Below are 16,272 nucleotides of genomic sequence, written 5' to 3'. Positions count from 1 at the left end.
GACCGCACGAAGGTAACGCCGGGAGGGTGGCGATGTCATTGCCGTCTCACGGTCACACTCGTGACACGTCGAGGGCGGACGGAGCGTGGGCGGGGCGCGTCAGGAGCGCAGCGCGGCCACCGCCGAGGCCACGGACTCGGCGAGCGGCGTGGTCGGGCGGCCGATCAGCTTGGCCAGGTCGCCGTCGGTCCGCGCCAGCAGTCCCCGGCCGATCGCGCGGTCGACGTCCACCAGGACCGCCGCGAAGGCTTCCGGCAGGCCGGCGCCGACCAGGATCTCCTGGTGCGCGGCGGCCGGTACCTCGGTGTAGACGATCTCGCGGCCGGTCGCGCGCCCGACCTCGGCGGCGTACTCGGCCAGCGACCAGGCGGTGTCGCCGCTCAGCTCGTACGCGGTGTTCAGGTGGCCGTCGCCGGTCAGCACGGCCGCCGCCGCGGCGGCGAAGTCGGCGCGGGTCGCGGAGGCGATCCGGCCCTCGCCCGCGTTGGCCACCACGGCGCCGTGCGCGAGCACCGGGGCGAGGTTGTCGGTGTAGTTCTCGGTGTACCAGCCGTTGCGCAGGAAGGTGTACGGGAGGCCGGAGTCGAGGATCAGTGCCTCGGTCGCCTTGTGCTCGTCCGCGAGCACGAAGTCGGCGTCCGGGCCGCCGAGGACACCGGTGTAGGCGAGCTGGGCGACGCCCGCCGCCTTCGCCGCGTCGATCACCGCGGTGTGCTGGGGCAGCCGCCGGCCCACCTCGTTGGCGGAGATCAGCAGCACCCGGTCGCCGGAACGGAACACGTCGCCGAGCGACTCGGGGCGGTCGTAGTCCGCCACCCGCAGCTCCACCCCGCGCTCGGCAAGCGGGGCCGCCTTGGCCGCGTCGCGCACGACGGCGGCGATCTCGCCCGCCGGGACGGTCCGCAGCAGTTCCTCGACGACGAGGCGGCCGAGCTGTCCGGTGGCGCCGGTGACAACGATGCTCATGGTTCTCCCAAGGGGTCGCGCAGGGGTCGTACGGGCCAGACGGCCGCAGATGCCATGGTAGGCACAGTGCTTTCAAAAAGAAAGCGCCTATCTCTGGGGTGGTGTCCTGAGCAGCCGGAAGGCCGGGGCCCGGGGCCCGATCCACGTGGGATCGGGCCCCGGGCCCCGGCCTTCGCCGTCGTACGCGGGTGGGCTCCGGGTCTCAGCCGACGACGGTCCAGGTGTCCTGGCCGGCGAGGAGCGCGCCGAGGTCGCCCTTGCCGTCGCGGGCGACGGCGGCGTCGAGCTGGTCGGACATCAGGGTGTCGTAGACCGGCCGCTCCACGCTGCGCAGGACCCCGATGGGGGTGTGGTGCAGGGTGTCGGGATCGGCGAGGCGGGAGAGCGCGAAGGCCGTGGCGGGGGAGGCGGCACGGGCGTCGTGGACGAGGACCGAGGACCGGTTCTCCTCGGTGACGGCGACGACGCTCAGCTCGCCGGTGGCCGGGTCACGGACGACGCCCTTGGAGCCGTCGGCGCCGAAGAGGACCGGCTCCCCGTGCTCCAGCCGGATCACCGCGTCCTGGGCGCGCTCCTTGTCCTTGAGCGCCTCGAAGGCGCCGTCGTTGAAGATGTTGCAGTTCTGGTAGATCTCCACCAGTGCGGTGCCCTGGTGGTCGGCCGCAGCCCGCAGCACGCCGGTGAGGTGCTTGCGGTCGGAGTCCACGGTCCGCGCCACGAACGAGGCCTCCGCGCCGAGCGCGAGCGAGACCGGGTTGAACGGGGCGTCCAGCGAGCCCATCGGCGTCGACTTGGTGATCTTGCCGACTTCGGACGTCGGGGAGTACTGACCCTTCGTCAGGCCGTAGATCCGGTTGTTGAACAGCAGGATCTTGAGGTTGACGTTGCGGCGCAGCGCGTGGATGAGGTGGTTGCCGCCGATGGACAGCGCGTCGCCGTCACCGGTCACCACCCACACCGACAGGTCGCGGCGCGAGGTGGCCAGACCGGTGGCGATGGCGGGGGCGCGGCCGTGGATGGAGTGCATCCCGTAGGTGTTCATGTAGTACGGGAAGCGGGAGGAGCAGCCGATGCCGGAGACGAAGACGATGTTCTCCTTGGCGAGCCCCAGCTCGGGCATGAAGCCCTGCACGGCGGCGAGGACGGCGTAGTCGCCGCAGCCGGGGCACCAGCGCACTTCCTGGTCGGACTTGAAGTCCTTCATGGTCTGCGGCGCCGCGGCCTTCGGCACCAGCTGCAGGAGGTGGTCGGTCTCAGCCATCGATGGCCTCCTTCAGAGCGGTGGCGAGCTGTTCCGCCTTGAACGGCATCCCGTTGACCTGGTTGTAGGACCGGGCGTCGACCAGGTACTTCGCCCGCAGCAGCAGGGCGAGCTGGCCGAGGTTCATCTCCGGCACCACGACCTTGTCGTAGCGGCCGAGGACCTCGCCGAGGTTCTTCGGGAAGGGGTTGAGGTGGCGCAGGTGGGCCTGGGCGATCGTGTCGCCGGCCGCCCTCAGCCGGCGGACCGCAGCGGTGATCGGCCCGTAGGTGGAACCCCAGCCGAGCACCAGGGTGCGGGCCCCGGCCGGGTCGTCGACGGCCAGGTCGGGGACCTCGATCCCGTCGATCTTGGCCTGCCGGGTGCGGACCATGAACTCGTGGTTGGCGGGGTCGTAGGAGATGTTCCCGGTGCCGTCCTGCTTCTCGATCCCGCCGATGCGGTGTTCCAGCCCCGGCGTGCCGGGCACCGCCCACGGGCGGGCGAGGGTCTGCGGGTCGCGGAGGTAGGGCCAGAACACCTCGGTGCCGTCGGCCAGCGTCTGGTTCGGCGCGGTGGTGAACGGCACCCGCAGGTCCGGCAGCAGGTCCGTCTCCGGGATCCGCCAGGGCTCGGAGCCGTTGGCGAGATAGCCGTCCGACAGCAGGAACACCGGCGTCCGGTAGGTCAGGGCGATCCGGGCGGCGTCCAGCGCCGCGTCGAAGCAGTCGGCCGGCGTCATCGGCGCGAGGACCGGGACCGGCGCCTCGCCGTTGCGTCCGAACATCGCCTGGAGGAGGTCCGCCTGCTCGGTCTTGGTCGGCAGTCCCGTCGACGGCCCGCCGCGCTGGATGTCCACGACCAGCAACGGCAGTTCCAGCGACACCGCCAGCCCGATCGTCTCGGACTTCAGCGCCACCCCCGGCCCCGAGGTCGTCGTCACCGCGAGCGAACCGCCGAACGCCGCTCCCAGCGCCGCCCCGATCCCCGCGATCTCGTCCTCCGCCTGGAACGTCCGCACCCCGAAGTTCTTGTGCCGGCTCAGCTCGTGCAGGATGTCCGAGGCCGGAGTGATCGGGTACGAGCCCAGGTACAGCGGCAGGTCCGCCTGCCGGGACGCCGCGATCAGCCCGTACGACAGCGCCAGGTTCCCCGAGATGTTGCGGTACGTGCCGGTCGGGAACGCCTTCGACGCCGGCGCCACCTCGTACGACACCGCGAAGTCCTCGGTCGTCTCGCCGAAGTTCCACCCCGCCCGGAACGCGGCGACGTTCGCCTCGGCGATCTGCGGCTTGCGCGCGAACTTCCGCCGCAGGAACGCCTCGGTGCCCTCCGTCGGACGGTGGTACATCCAGGACAGCAGTCCCAGCGCGAACATGTTCTTGCTGCGCTCGGCCTCCTTCCTCTGCAGCCCGAACTCCTTCAGCGCCTCGATCGTCAGCGTCGTCAGCGGCACCCGGTGGACGTTGTACGCCTCCAGCGACCCGTCCTCCAGCGGGCTGGTGGTCCAGCCGACCTTCGCCATCGGGCGCTTGGTGAACTCGTCGGTGTTGACGATGACTTCCGCGCCGCGCGGCACGTCCGCGATGTTCGCCTTCAGCGCCGCCGGGTTCATCGCGACCAGCACGTTCGGCGCGTCACCGGGGGTCAGGATGTCGTGGTCCGCGAAATGCAGCTGGAACGACGACACTCCCGGCAGCGTCCCGGCGGGCGCCCGGATCTCGGCCGGAAAGTTCGGCAGCGTCGAGAGGTCATTGCCGAACGAAGCCGTTTCGGAGGTGAAACGGTCCCCGGTGAGCTGCATCCCGTCACCGGAATCTCCCGCGAACCGGATGATCACCCGATCGAGTTTGCGGATTTCCTTCTCGGTGGCGCCGGTATTTCCTGGACGGGGAGCTCGCTGCTCCCCGACGACAGTCTCGTCGGCCTGTCCGGCCGGGCTACTGACCTGGCTGGTCACTGAACTGGACCTCCCTCGGGGCGGCGGCTCCGGAACGGCCGGCCCGCCGGCGGTCCCACGGCCCACGGTACGTCGGTGCGGCGCGCTTTCAGCGGACCGATCACATGATGGACGCCTCTACGAGACGCCTTCGTGTCCGGTTTTAGCATGGTTGACACCCTTTTCCTCGCGGGCCCTGAGGCGTCGTCCGGCTCGGCCTTTCGACGGAGGCCGCGCCCTTCCGCCGGTGGCCGCTTCCCCCTCCGGCGCCCCTCCGCCCCTCTCCCGGGGGCGAGGCGGACGCCTGGCCCGGAGGCCGGAAGTATCAGCAGTCGGGATTCGACGGGAAAAGAATGCGTTGCGTCAAGAGTGCACCGCGCAAAGAATGCGGAGCGTGAAGGGCGCGCCCTTTTTCGATCACGGGCCCGGTGGTGATTCCGCAGGTGGGAAATGGCTTCCCCCGGTAAACCCGGAAAAGGCAGCCGAACGAAAGTGCGGAGAGTGAGCGGCACCGGGCGAACGTCCGGCCGAATCGCGGGGGCGGCCCGGTCAGGTGTTCAGATAGGTGAGGACGGCCAGTACCCGGCGGTGGTCGCCGTCGCTGGGCGCCAGCCCCAGCTTCTGGAAGATGTTGCTGACGTGCTTCTCCACCGCCCCGTCGCTGACCACCAACTGCTTCGCCACCGCCGAGTTGGTGCGGCCCTCCGCCATCAGGCCGAGGACCTCACGCTCACGCGGCGTGAGCCCCGCCAGCACGTCCTGTTTGCGGCTCCGGCCCAGCAACTGGGCCACCACCTCCGGGTCGAGCGCGGTGCCGCCGGCCGCCACCCGCACCACCGCGTCCACGAACTCGCGGACGTCGGCCACGCGGTCCTTCAGCAGATAGCCCACGCCCCGGCTGCTGCCCGCCAGCAGCTCGGTGGCGTACCGCTCCTCCACGTACTGCGACAGCACCAGCACCCCGATGCCCGGATACTCCTTGCGCAGCCGGACCGAGGCGCGGACGCCCTCGTCGGTGTGGGTCGGCGGCATCCGCACGTCGGCCACCACCACGTCCGGCAGCGCCCCCTCGGCCGCGAGGTCCGCGATCGTCTTCAGCAGGGCCTCCGCGTCGCCGACCCCGGCCACCACCTCGTGCCCCAGATCGGTCAGCAACCGGGTCAGCCCCTCGCGGAGCAGCACCGAATCCTCGGCGATGACCACCCGCACCCTGTTCTCCACGTTCTCCACCGCGTCCGTCCCCCTGCTGATGTTCCGCGTGCCCGCTGCCGGGGCCTCGCGCCGGGGCTCGGCCCCGGACGCCCAGCATCCCAGGAAGCGGGGCCGCGGCGCGGGGATACGCGAGGCCCCGCGTCCGCGGCCGGACGGCCGGAGCGCGGGGCGTGGCGGGACGGCGTCGGCCCCGCCCCGCGCCCCGGCCGTCCGGCAGGTCAGTCGCGCCAGGGCAGCTCGGCGGTCACCGTCGTCGGGCCGCCGGGCGGGGAATCCACCACCAGCACGCCGTCCACCGCGTCCAGCCGCTCGGCCAGGCCCGCCAGCCCGCTGCCGGACCCGGCGTCGGCACCGCCCGCGCCGTCGTCGGTGACCCGCAGCAGCAGCCGGCGACCGGTCCGCCACACCTCGACGGAGGCGGTACGGGCCCTGCTGTGCTTGCTGACGTTCTGGAGCAGCTCGGCGACGGTGAAGTAGGCGATGCCCTCGATGGCCGCCGCCGGACGCGCGTCGAGATCGACGTCCACGGCGACCGGAACGGTGCAGCGGGAGGCGATGGAGGAGAGCGCGGCGTCCAGGCCGCGGTCGGTGAGGACGGCCGGGTGGATGCCGCGCGCCAGGTCGCGCAGCTCCTGGAGGGCGGTCTTCACCTCGCCGTGCGCCTCGTCGATCATGCGGGCCGCCGCCTCGGGGTCGGCGGTCAGCTTCTCCTTGGCGAGGCCGAGGTCCATGGCGAGGGCCACCAGCCGGGCCTGCGCCCCGTCGTGCAGATCGCGTTCGATGCGGCGCAGGTCGGCGGCGGCGGTGTCCACCACCACCCCGCGGTCCGACTCCAGCTCGTGGACCCGGTCCGCGAGCCGCGAGGGGCCGAGCAGCCCGGACACCAGCAGCCGGTCCACCGTCACCAGGCCCCGGGTGACCCAGGGCGCGGCCAGCACCACCAGCAGCCCGGCCCCGCTGGTCACCGCGAGTTCGAGGGGCGAGTCGAGGTACACGTGGTGCGTGGCGTCCCCGTAGAGCTGGAGGCCGTCGCTGCCCACGTACGCCGGGAAGATCCACTGCCAGACGGGGTACGTCAGCGCCGCCAGGCCGTACGTCCAGACCGGCACCACCACGCAGAAGGTGAACACCGCCCACGGGAAGTGCAGGAAGGCGTAGAGCAGGTGCCGCCACGAGGCGCCGCTCCTCAGCACCGCGCCCATCCACGACATCGGACCGCCGGTCCTGCCGCGCACCGGCGCGGGGGCGGCCACCGGGTGCCGCAGCAGCACCCGGGCCCTGGCCCGCTCCAGGGTGCCGAAGCCGAGGCAGAGCGCCAGCCCGAACGCCATGACGGGGACCCCGAGGAAGGTGATGAGGAGCCCGACGCTCAGCGAGGTCAGCGTCGTCGCGAAGGAGAACATCACCACGGAGACCGGCAGGCTCAGCACCACGAACAGCAACTCCCGCCACGTGCGCCCCTCCAGTGGCGTGCGGAGCACCGGCGGCAGGAGGTGCCGGGAGGGCGGTCGGTCCCAGGGGCCCGCGTCCCCCGTGCGCCGGTCACGCGTGGAGCGCGCTCCCGGTCCGTAAGCCGTGGTCATCGCTGGTGTCCTCTTCTCTGTCCGGAAACGCTGTCCGGAGACCTTGTCCGGTGATGTGCGGGTGCGGATGCGTGCCGTGCGGGCGGGTGCGGTGCGGGCGGGCGCGGTGCGGGCGCCGGTGACCGGACGGGTGCTCAGCGCCCGTCGACGGGGCGGTCCCGCCAGGGGAGTTCGGCGGTGACGGCGGTCGGACCGCCCTCCGGGGAGTCGAGCAGCAGCAGCCCGTCGACCGCGCCCAGCCGCTCCTCCAGGCCGGCCAGGCCGCCGCCCTCGGCCGCCGCCGCGCCCCCGGCGCCGTCGTCGGTGACCCTGATCAGCAGCCGGTCGTCGGTCCGCCGGACGTCCACGGAGGCGATACGGGCCCTGCTGTGCTTGCTGATGTTCTGGAGCAGCTCGGCGACGGTGAAGTAGGCGATGCCTTCGATGGCCGCCGCCGGCCGTTCCGGCAGGTCCACCGCCACCTTGACCGGAACGGTGCAGCGGGAGGCGATGGAGGAGAGCGCGGCGTCCAGGCCGCGGTCGGTGAGGACCGCCGGGTGGATGCCGCGCGCCAGGTCGCGCAGCTCCTGGAGGGCGACCTTCACCTCGCCGTGCGCCTCGTCCACCATCCGGGCCGCCGCCTCCGGATCGCTGCTGAGCGTCTCCTTGGCGAGGCCGAGGTCCATGGCGAGGGCCACCAGCCGGGCCTGCGCCCCGTCGTGCAGATCGCGTTCGATGCGGCGCAGGTCGGCGGCGGCGGTGTCCACCACCACCCCGCGGTCCGACTCCAGCTCGGCGATCCGCCGCTCCAGTTCGTCGGAGGGCGACAGCATCCCGCGCACCATCGCCCGGTCCGCGTTGGCCAGCAGCCGTGCCAGGTAGGGCAGGACCGGCCAGAGCACGAACAGGCTCACCAGCGTCACCGCGAAGACCGCCACCCCCCACGGCAGCCGCACGAACGAATACAGCAGCGCCCGCCAGCCCACCGGGTCCGCCAGCCCGCCCCACAGCCAGGCGAAGAAGCCCCGACCGCGCCGGGCGCGCGCCGGCGGACTCGGCTCGCCGATCCGCACCCCCAGCAACGCCCGCGCCCGCCCGCGTTCCAGCCGGCCGAGCAGCCGCGCGCCCTGGAGCCCGAGTGCCAGCAGCGGCAGCCCGATCACCGTGACGGAGAGCCCCGCGCCGACGGAGACGAGCACCACGGTGTAGACGAAACCGATGAGGGCCGCCGGGAAATCGGCGAGCAGGTGGGCGATCTCCTTCCACGTCGCCCGGTCGAGAGCCGGGCGTGCGGGCGGAAGCCGGTGTTCGCCCGGCGCGGAGGGATGCGTGGTCATGGGTCCAGCCTGCCGGGCCGGGTCCCGCGCACGCCATGGGGCTCATGGGTGGACGGAAGTAGGGATAACCCCACCGCGAACGCCGTCCCGGCTGCTTACCACTTCTTTACCAGGCCCTAGACTCCGGTGCGTACACCTACTGTCGAGCGGGACCGAGGGAGCGAGGGACGGACGTGGCGGACGTGCCGGAACCGACCGTTCTCGCGTCGGACTATTTCCACAGCTACTCGGTGGTCGGACTGCTCGCCCTGGTCGGCGTTCTGTTCGTCGCCGTCGCCTTCGGCGCCGGTCGGCTGCTGAGGCCCGTGGTGCCGACGCCGGAGAAACTGCTCACCTACGAGTGCGGGGTCGACCCCGTCGGGGAGGGCTGGGCCCACACGCAGGTGCGCTACTACGTCTACGCGTTCCTCTACGTGATCTTCGCCGTGGACTCGATCTTCCTCTTCCCGTGGGCCACCGTGTTCGCCGCCCCCGGCTACGGTGCGACGACCCTGGTGGAAATGTTCATCTTCCTCGGTTTCCTGACCGTGGGACTGCTCTACGCATGGAAGAAGGGCGTCCTCTCATGGGCGTGACGAGCCGGCCGACCCCCGAACAGCGCCCCGGCGAAGGGCCGCAGCAGCCGGTGGCGCTGCCGGACCCCGTCCCGTACCAGGAGCCGAAACGGCTCGGCACGCTGGCCAGACTGGCGCCGGAGCCGATGAAGGTGGTCCTCAACTGGGGCCGCCGCTACAGCCTCTGGGTCTTCAACTTCGGACTCGCCTGCTGCGCCATCGAGTTCATCGCCGCCTCCATGGCCCGCCACGACTTCATGCGGATGGGGGTGATCCCCTTCGCCCCCGGCCCCCGGCAGGCCGACCTGATGGTCGTCTCCGGCACCGTCACCGACAAGATGGCCCCGGCGGTCAAGCGTCTGTACGAGCAGATGCCCGAGCCGAAGTACGTGATCTCCTTCGGCGCCTGCTCCAACTGCGGCGGCCCCTACTGGGACTCGTACTCCGTGACGAAGGGCGTCGACCAGATCATCCCCGTGGACGTCTACGTCCCCGGCTGCCCGCCCCGCCCCGAGGCGCTGCTCCAGGGCATCCTCAAGCTCCAGGAGAAGATCGCCCGCGAGTCGCTGGCCGACCGCTACGGCCCCTCCGGCGCACCCCGCCCCTCCGTCGCGGCGCTCCGCAGCGGACTGGTGGCCGGCCCGGCGGAACCGGGACCGGCGGGGACCGGCACCGGCCGGGACGCGACGGGCCAGGACCCGGCGGCGCAGGCCGACGCGGGCCGGGAGGACGTGAAGTGACCGACCACGACGGGGTCCCCGGGCCGGACACGCCCACCGGTGGGGCCGAAGGGCTCGCCGGGGCGGCCGGTGCCGGAGCGACTCGCCCGGCTTCCGCGACTCCCGCGGCTCCTGCGACTTCCGCGGCTTCCGCGGCCGAGCTGTACGCGCTGCTGCCGGACGGCGCCGCCGAGGTCTTCGGCGAGGGCGCCTCCGCGGAGTACGCCTACGACCTGCTCACCGTGGACGTCCCCGCCGTCGACTGGATCGCGGCGCTGACCACCGCCCGCGACCGGCTCGGCTGCACCTACTTCGACTGGCTGAGCGCCGTCGACGAGCCGGGCACCGGCTTCCGGGTGTGCGCCCACGTGGTGGCGCTCGGCGACGCGACGGGCCTCCCCGGCGGCGTACGGCGGCTGATGGTGCGCACGACCGTTCCGCACGGGGCCGCCGTCCTGCCCAGTGCGGTCGGTGTGTACGCGGGCGCGGGCTGGCACGAGCGCGAGACCCACGAGATGTTCGGCATCGGCTTCGACGGCCACCCGCACCTCGTCCCGCTGCTGCTGCCGGAGAACTTCGAGGGCCACCCGCTGCGCAAGGACTTCGTGCTGGCGGCCCGTGTCGCCAAGGCGTGGCCGGGGGCCAAGGAGCCCGGCGAGTCCGACCACGGCGGACCCAGGCGGCGCACGATGCTGCCGCCGGGCGTCCCCGACCCGAACGAGTGGGGCCCCCTCAAGGGGCAGCTCCCGGACGCCCCGGCCCGCCCGGCCCGCGGCGCGGGACGCGCGGCGGGGGCCGCCGGACGCGCGGCGGGGGAGCGGCCGGTCCGCCGCGCCCGCAGCGTGACGGAGGGGTCCGCCGGTCAGCGCGGTGCGGCGACGGGCGCGGGAGCGGGGGCGGCCGTCGAGGCTGCCGCGCCTGCCGCTCCGGGTACGGAGGGTGCTCCGGGTGAGCTTGCCGCTCCGGGCGCTCCGGCCACGCCCGCCGCGCCCGGTACGGAGAGCGGTGGCGCCGGCGGGACGGGTACGGCCACCACGGACCCGAACGCGTCCGCTACCGGCGGGCCGGCCCCCGCCGCCCGGCCGCCGCGCCGGTCCCGATCCGTCGCGGCGGGTTCGGCGAGCCAGCGCGCACAGCCCGCGACCGGCGCGACGGACACCGGGGCGGATGCGGGTGGCGCGGACGCCGATGGGGCGGGCGCCGGTGGAGCGGACGGAGGCGCGACGGGCGGTGGTGCTCCGCCGTCCGGAGCGTCCGCCGCCGGAACCGGTGCCGCCGAAGCCGATACGACTCCCCCTGCCACGCGCACGCCTGCCGGGGACGCGACGCCCGGTGCTGCCCGTCCCGCGCGCCGGGCCCCCCGCAGCGCGGACGCCCCCTGGCACCACGCCCGGCCGGCCTTCGACGAAACTCCGGAGCCGGGGAGCGACACGGGTGCGGACCCGGGCGTGGAGCCTGAGCCTGGCCCCGACGTGAAGCCCGAGTCCGGTCCCGTGCCGGCCGCGAAGCCCGAGTCCGGGCCGGAGGCTGAGCCCGGAGCCGAGTCCGCGCCCGAGGGGGAAGCCGAGGCCGCGCAGGATGCGGAGCCCGGTCCCGAGCCCGGTCCCGCGCCCGAGCCCGGTCCCGCGCCCGAGCCCGGTCCCGACGCCTCGCCCGAGCCCGGTCCCGCCCCGGACTCCGTCGGCCGCCCCGACGACTCGGACGCCCCCGACGACCCCCACCACCCCGACCGTCCCGCCGGAGGCGATACCGCGTGAACGACGTACTCGACGTCGCCCTCCGGATCATCATCGTGTTCGCCGTCTTCCTGGTCGTCCCCCTCGTCGTGGGACAGACCGAGCACAAGGTGATGGCGCACATGCAGGGGCGTCTCGGCCCCATGTACGCGGGCGGGTTCCACGGCTGGGCCCAACTCGTCGCCGACGGGGTTAAGTTCGTGCAGAAGGAGGACGTGGTCCCGGCCGACGCCGACCGCCGCGTCTTCCAGCTCGCGCCAGCCGTGGCACTGCTCCCGTACCTGCTCGTCGTCCTGGCCATTCCCGTCGGCCCCGGCGACGGGGCGGTCGGCCAGGTCATCGACGCGGGGATCTTCTTCGTGCTCGCCGTGATGGGCATCGGGGTGCTCGGCTCGCTCATGGCGGGCTGGGCCTCGGCCAACAAGTTCTCGCTGCTCGGCGGCCTCCGCTCGGCCGCCCAGCTCCTCGCCTACGAGCTTCCGATGCTGCTCGCCGCCGCCTCCGTGGCCATGGCGGCCGGCACGGTCTCGCTCCCCGGCATCCTCGACGCCTTCGCGTGGTGGTGGCTGCCCTGGCAGATCGTCGGGGCGATCGTCTTCTTCGTGGCGGGTCTCGCGGAGCTGCAACGGCCGCCGTTCGACATGCCGGTGGCCGACTCGGAGATCATCTTCGGCGCGTACACCGAGTACACCGGCCTGCGGTTCGCGCTGTTCCTGCTCGCCGAGTACGCGGGCATCGTCGTGCTGTGCGGCCTGACCACCGTCCTGTTCCTCGGCGGCTGGCACGGTCCGCTCGGCGCCGACGGACTCGGCTGGGTCTGGACGCTCCTCAAGACCGCGGTGCTCGCGTTCGTCGTCATCTGGCTCCGGGTCACCTACCCGCGTATGCGGGAGGACCAGCTCCAGAAGCTCGCCTGGACCACGCTCATCCCGCTCGCCCTCGCGCAGATCGCGCTCACCGGCATCGTGAAGGTGGCGATCAACTAGTGTCCCCGATCCCTGGTTCCGGCCTGGCCAAGGGCCTCGCCGTCACGCTGCGGACCATGACCAAGCGGACGGTCACCGCGCAGTACCCCGAGAAGCAGCCCGAACTGCCCCCGCGCACCCGCGGGGTCATCGGTCTGTTCGAGGAGAACTGCACGGTCTGCATGCTGTGCGCCCGTGAGTGCCCCGACTGGTGCATCTACATCGACTCCCACAAGGAGACCGTGTCCGCCGCCGCCCCCGGCGGCCGCGAGCGCAGCCGGAACGTCCTCGACCGCTTCGCCATCGACTTCTCCCTCTGCATGTACTGCGGGATCTGCATCGAGGTGTGTCCGTTCGACGCGCTCTTCTGGTCACCGGAGTTCGAGTACGCCGAGACGGACATCCACGAGCTGACCCACGAGCGGGACAAGCTCCGCGAGTGGATGTGGACCGTGCCGGAGCCGCCCGCCCTCGATCCGGGGGCGGAGGAGCCGAAGGAGATCACCGCCGCCCGCAAGGCCGCGGACAAGATCGAAGCCCAACAGGCCCTCGAAGCCCAGCAGGCTCTTGAGGCCCAGCAGGCCGACGAGGCCCGCCGGGCCGATCAGGCCGGGCCGACCGATCAGGCCGGGCCGACCGAGCCGACCGAAGAGGCCGGGCCGACAGGCGCGACAGGGCAGGCCGAGCCGACCGAAGAGGCCGGACCCACCGTCCGGCCCGGGCAGGCCGATCAGCCCGGCCAGGCCCCTGACGCCGGCGGACCCGGTGCCGAGGCCCCGCGCTCCGACGAGGAGGGCCGGGCGTGATCGCCGCAGCCGCAGTCGCAGCAACCGCCTTCGCGGCGACCCCCCTCGCGGCCGCCCCCGCCACGGCAGGCGCGGCCGCGGTGACCACCGCCGCGCATCCCGGATTCCTCTCCCCGACCGGGGTCGAGATCGCCTTCGTCCTGGTCGGCATCGCCACCCTCGGCGCCGCGCTCATCACCGTCACGACCAAGCAGCTGGTACACGCGGCGCTCTGGCTCGTCGTCACCCTCGGCGGTCTGGCCGTCGAGTACCTGCTGCTCACCGCCGAGTTCATCGCCTGGGTCCAGGTGCTGATCTACGTGGGTTCCGTCGTCGTCCTCCTCCTCTTCGGGCTGATGCTGACGCGGGCGCCCATCGGCCGCTCCCCGGACGCCGACTCGGAGAACCGGTGGGTCGCCCTCGGGGTCGCCCTCGCCTCGGCCGCCGCCCTGGTCTGGGTCGTCGTGGACGCCTTCCGCACCACCTGGATCGACCTCGACGGACCCGCCCAGGGCTCCACCGAGGTCACCGGCGCCTTCCTGTTCCAGCACTGGGTGCTGCCCTTCGAGGCGCTCTCCGTGCTGCTGCTCGCCGCCCTCGTCGGCGCCATCGTGCTCTCCCGCAAGGACCCCGAGGAGCCCTCCGGTCCCCGGCCGGCCACGCTCGCCTCCCGGCGGGGCGGACCCCGCTCCGGGCGCGGAGGCTCCGGCGCGGACCGGTCCCTCCGGCCGCGCGCCGCCGGGCCCGGACAACCGTCCCGAGCCACCGACGTGACCGCTGACCGGACCTCCGACGGGACAACTGACGGGACCCCCGACGGGACCACCGACGGAACCGCCGAAGAGGGGAAGCGCTGATGCACCTCGCCTATCCCGCCGTGCTGGCCGCCCTCCTCTTCTGCGTCGGGCTCTACGGCGTGCTCGCCCGCCGCAACGCGATCCTGGTCCTGATGTCCGTCGAGCTGATGCTCAACGCCGTCAACCTCAACCTGGTCGCCTTCGACGTGTGGCTCCGCGACGCCCTCCACTCCGGCCAGGCCCTCACCCTGTTCGTCATCGCCGTCGCCGCCGCCGAGATCGGCATCGGTCTGGCGATCGTCCTCGCCGTGTACCGCAACCGCGGCACCTCGGACATCGACCGGCTCCGCGACACCGCCGAGACCGACGACGCCGAGCACCTGCCGGACGGCCCGGACGACCACCCCGGCCGTCCCGCCGGCACCACGAAGGCGGAGGCCACCGCGTGACCACGACGACCCTCGCGGTGCTCGTACCGCTCCTGCCGTTCCTCGGCGCGGTCGCCGGACTCCTGCTGGGCCGCACCGCTCCCGGCTTCGTACGGCCGCTCGCCGTGCTGCCGACGCTCGCCGCGGCCGTGGTCGCCGTGGTGGTCGCCGCCCGGCAGGGCGGTGGCCCGGCCGTCGACGCCGCCACCGAACTCACGCCCACCGGCTCCGTCCCGATCGAACTCGCCCTGCACCTGGACGGCTTCGCCGTCCTGGTCGCCGTGCTCGTCGGGCTGGTCGCCACCTGCGTGCAGCTCTACTCGACCGCCTACCTCCGCGACGACCCCCGCTACCCCTCCTACGCGGCCCTCGTCTCCCTCTTCACCTCCGCGATGCTGCTCGTCGTCTACTCCGGCGACCTGATGGTGCTCCTGGTCGGCTGGGAGATCATGGGCATCTGCTCGTACTTCCTCGTCGGGCACTACTGGGAGACGCCCGAGGCGCGCGCCGCCTCCCTCAAGGCGTTCCTGGTCACCAAGCTCGGCGACGTCCCCTTCCTGATCGGCCTGTTCGCGCTCGCCGCCGACACCGGCACCTTCCGCATCACCGGCATCCTCGACGCGGTCGCCGACGGCGGCCTCGACCACCCCACCGTCGTGGCGCTGCTGCTGCTCGCCGGGGTGGCGGGCAAGTCCGCCCAGTTCCCGCTGCACACCTGGCTGCCCGACGCCATGGCCGGTCCGACGCCCGTCTCCGCGCTGATCCACGCGGCGACGATGGTCGCCGCCGGCATCTACTTCGTGGCCCGGCTGCTCCCGGTCTTCGCGGAGTCCGGCGCGGCCCTCGTCGTGCTCGCCGTGATGGCCGCGGTGACGATGATCGGTTCCGGGCTCGCCGCCCTCGCCCAGGACGACATCAAGCGGGTCCTCGCCTACTCCACCATCGGCCAGCTCGGCTACATGTCCGGTGCGCTCGCCGTCGGCGACCGCGGGGCCGCCGTCTTCCACCTCCTGTCCCACGGCGCCTTCAAGGCGGTCCTGTTCCTCGCCGCCGGCGTCGTCATCCACGCCGCCGGCACCAACTCGCTGGCCGCCATGTCCCGTACGGGCGGCCTGGCCCGGCGTATCCCGGACGCCTACTGGACGATGACCGTCGCCCTGCTGGCGCTCGCCGCGATCCCGCCGTTCGCCGGGTTCTTCTCCAAGGAGGCGGTGCTCGTCGCCGCCGAGCACACCGCCCTCGGCGACCGCGACGTCGCCCCGGCCGCCGCCGGCTGGATCGTGCTCGTCACCGGCCTCCTCGCCGCCGTCCTCACCGCCGCCTACGCCACCCGGCTCTGGCTCCTCGCCTTCAGGGGACGCGGCGCCGAGGCTCCCGACCACGGCAGACAGCCCGTCGCGATGACCTCCGTCCTGTGGGTGCTCGCCGTCCCCACGCTCGCCTTCGGCCTCACCGCCGGGGCGATCACCGACTGGTTCGACGGCCACAGCCTCGCCCCGACCCTCGCCACCGGGGTGCTCTCCACCGGCGTCGGACTCGTCGGCGGCCTCGTCACCTACGGCGCCTGGCGGCACACCACCGCGCACGCCGCCCGCCGCCCGATCGGGGCCGTGGTCGCGCACCCGGACGCCGAGCCCGCGCTCGTCGAAGCACGGGCCATGACCGCCCACACCGCCGTCTACGGGGACATCGCCGACGCCGACGACCCGTCCGACCCCGGCCGGCTGCTCCTCGGCCCCCTGCACCGCCACGCCGCGAGCGGCTTCCACCTGGACGCCCTCTACGCCGCCGTGTTCGTCCGCCCCGTCCTGGCCGCGGCCCGCCTGGTGCGGTTCCTGGACCGCGAGGTCGTCGACACCTACGTACGCGGGGCGGCCGGCGGGACGCTTCTGCTCGGCGCCGCGGTCCGCCGCGCGCAGACCGGCAACGCACAGACCTACGTCAGCGCCCTGCTGGCCGGGTCGCTCGTCCTGACGATCGCCGTCGTCGTCCTCGCCAACGTCAACGGGTCGTGAGCCGTGATCGATATCAG

The 16,272-nt window shown here is 73.1% G+C and carries 14 protein-coding genes; 8 read left to right on the top strand and 6 right to left on the bottom strand.

The genetic code is table 11. The features are described 5' to 3' along the window. Positions 1-99: 99 nt before the first annotated feature. The 6 genes from Q0994_RS16405 to Q0994_RS16380 form a co-directional block, all read right to left on the bottom strand. Positions 100-966, bottom strand: a complete 867-nt coding sequence (locus Q0994_RS16405) for an SDR family oxidoreductase (protein WP_299535037.1) — start codon at positions 964-966, stop codon at positions 100-102. Between the two features lie 202 nt (positions 967-1,168). Further along, positions 1,169-2,227 (bottom strand): 2-oxoacid:ferredoxin oxidoreductase subunit beta, encoded by a 1,059-nt coding sequence (locus Q0994_RS16400; protein ID WP_299535035.1) that lies wholly within the window; start codon positions 2,225-2,227, stop codon positions 1,169-1,171. Next, a complete protein-coding gene (locus Q0994_RS16395) occupies positions 2,220-4,166 on the bottom strand; it encodes a 2-oxoacid:acceptor oxidoreductase subunit alpha (RefSeq protein ID WP_299535033.1) in 1,947 nt (648 codons plus the stop codon). Before Q0994_RS16395 ends, Q0994_RS16400 begins: the two co-directional genes overlap by 8 nt. A 528-nt stretch (positions 4,167-4,694) precedes the next feature. Continuing rightward, positions 4,695-5,354 (bottom strand): response regulator transcription factor, encoded by a 660-nt coding sequence (locus Q0994_RS16390; protein WP_299535722.1) that lies wholly within the window; start codon positions 5,352-5,354, stop codon positions 4,695-4,697. 221 nt (positions 5,355-5,575) lie between these two features. Then, the gene (locus Q0994_RS16385) at positions 5,576-6,940 is read right to left on the bottom strand and encodes a sensor histidine kinase (RefSeq protein WP_299535031.1); all 1,365 of its coding nucleotides are present in this window, start codon (positions 6,938-6,940) and stop codon (positions 5,576-5,578) included. A 134-nt stretch (positions 6,941-7,074) separates the two neighbouring features. Then, positions 7,075-8,256, bottom strand: coding sequence for a sensor histidine kinase (locus Q0994_RS16380; RefSeq protein ID WP_299535029.1), 1,182 nt, complete (start codon positions 8,254-8,256; stop codon positions 7,075-7,077). A gap of 173 nt (positions 8,257-8,429) precedes the next feature. Here Q0994_RS16380 and Q0994_RS16375 point away from each other — a divergent pair, with 173 nt between their 5' ends. The 8 genes from Q0994_RS16375 to Q0994_RS16340 all read left to right on the top strand — a co-directional run bounded on the left by Q0994_RS16375 (position 8,430) and on the right by Q0994_RS16340 (position 16,255). After that, complete coding sequence (locus tag Q0994_RS16375) at positions 8,430-8,831, top strand: NADH-quinone oxidoreductase subunit A (protein ID WP_299535028.1); 402 nt, start codon at positions 8,430-8,432, stop codon at positions 8,829-8,831. Beyond that, complete coding sequence (locus Q0994_RS16370; RefSeq protein WP_299535027.1) at positions 8,822-9,550, top strand: NADH-quinone oxidoreductase subunit B; 729 nt, start codon at positions 8,822-8,824, stop codon at positions 9,548-9,550. Before Q0994_RS16375 ends, Q0994_RS16370 begins: the two co-directional genes overlap by 10 nt. 140 nt (positions 9,551-9,690) lie before the next feature. After that, complete coding sequence (locus Q0994_RS16365; protein WP_299535719.1) at positions 9,691-11,286, top strand: NADH-quinone oxidoreductase subunit C; 1,596 nt, start codon at positions 9,691-9,693, stop codon at positions 11,284-11,286. Further along, entirely contained in the window at positions 11,283-12,251 is a 969-nt protein-coding gene (locus Q0994_RS16360; RefSeq protein ID WP_299535024.1) for a complex I subunit 1 family protein, read from the top strand. The genes Q0994_RS16365 and Q0994_RS16360 overlap by 4 nt, the downstream gene beginning before the upstream one ends. Beyond that, positions 12,251-13,036: an NADH-quinone oxidoreductase subunit I gene (locus Q0994_RS16355; RefSeq protein WP_299535021.1), complete on the top strand. Its 786-nt coding sequence runs from the start codon at positions 12,251-12,253 to the stop codon at positions 13,034-13,036. Before Q0994_RS16360 ends, Q0994_RS16355 begins: the two co-directional genes overlap by 1 nt. Positions 13,037-13,116: 80 nt before the next feature. Continuing rightward, on the top strand, positions 13,117-13,872 hold the full coding sequence (locus Q0994_RS16350) for an NADH-quinone oxidoreductase subunit J (protein WP_299535716.1): 756 nt from the start codon (positions 13,117-13,119) through the stop codon (positions 13,870-13,872). After that, positions 13,872-14,261: an NADH-quinone oxidoreductase subunit NuoK gene (gene nuoK / locus Q0994_RS16345; protein WP_299535018.1), complete on the top strand. Its 390-nt coding sequence runs from the start codon at positions 13,872-13,874 to the stop codon at positions 14,259-14,261. Before Q0994_RS16350 ends, nuoK begins: the two co-directional genes overlap by 1 nt. Beyond that, positions 14,258-16,255, top strand: coding sequence for an NADH-quinone oxidoreductase subunit L (locus tag Q0994_RS16340; RefSeq protein WP_299535015.1), 1,998 nt, complete (start codon positions 14,258-14,260; stop codon positions 16,253-16,255). Before nuoK ends, Q0994_RS16340 begins: the two co-directional genes overlap by 4 nt. The last annotated feature ends 17 nt before the right edge of the window (positions 16,256-16,272 follow it).

Source organism: uncultured Streptomyces sp. (assembly GCF_947488945.1).
Taxonomy (GTDB): domain Bacteria; phylum Actinomycetota; class Actinomycetes; order Streptomycetales; family Streptomycetaceae; genus Streptomyces.
The sequence above is the reverse complement of the archived record's forward strand: the minus strand, read 5'-3'. Positions and strand labels throughout refer to the sequence as shown.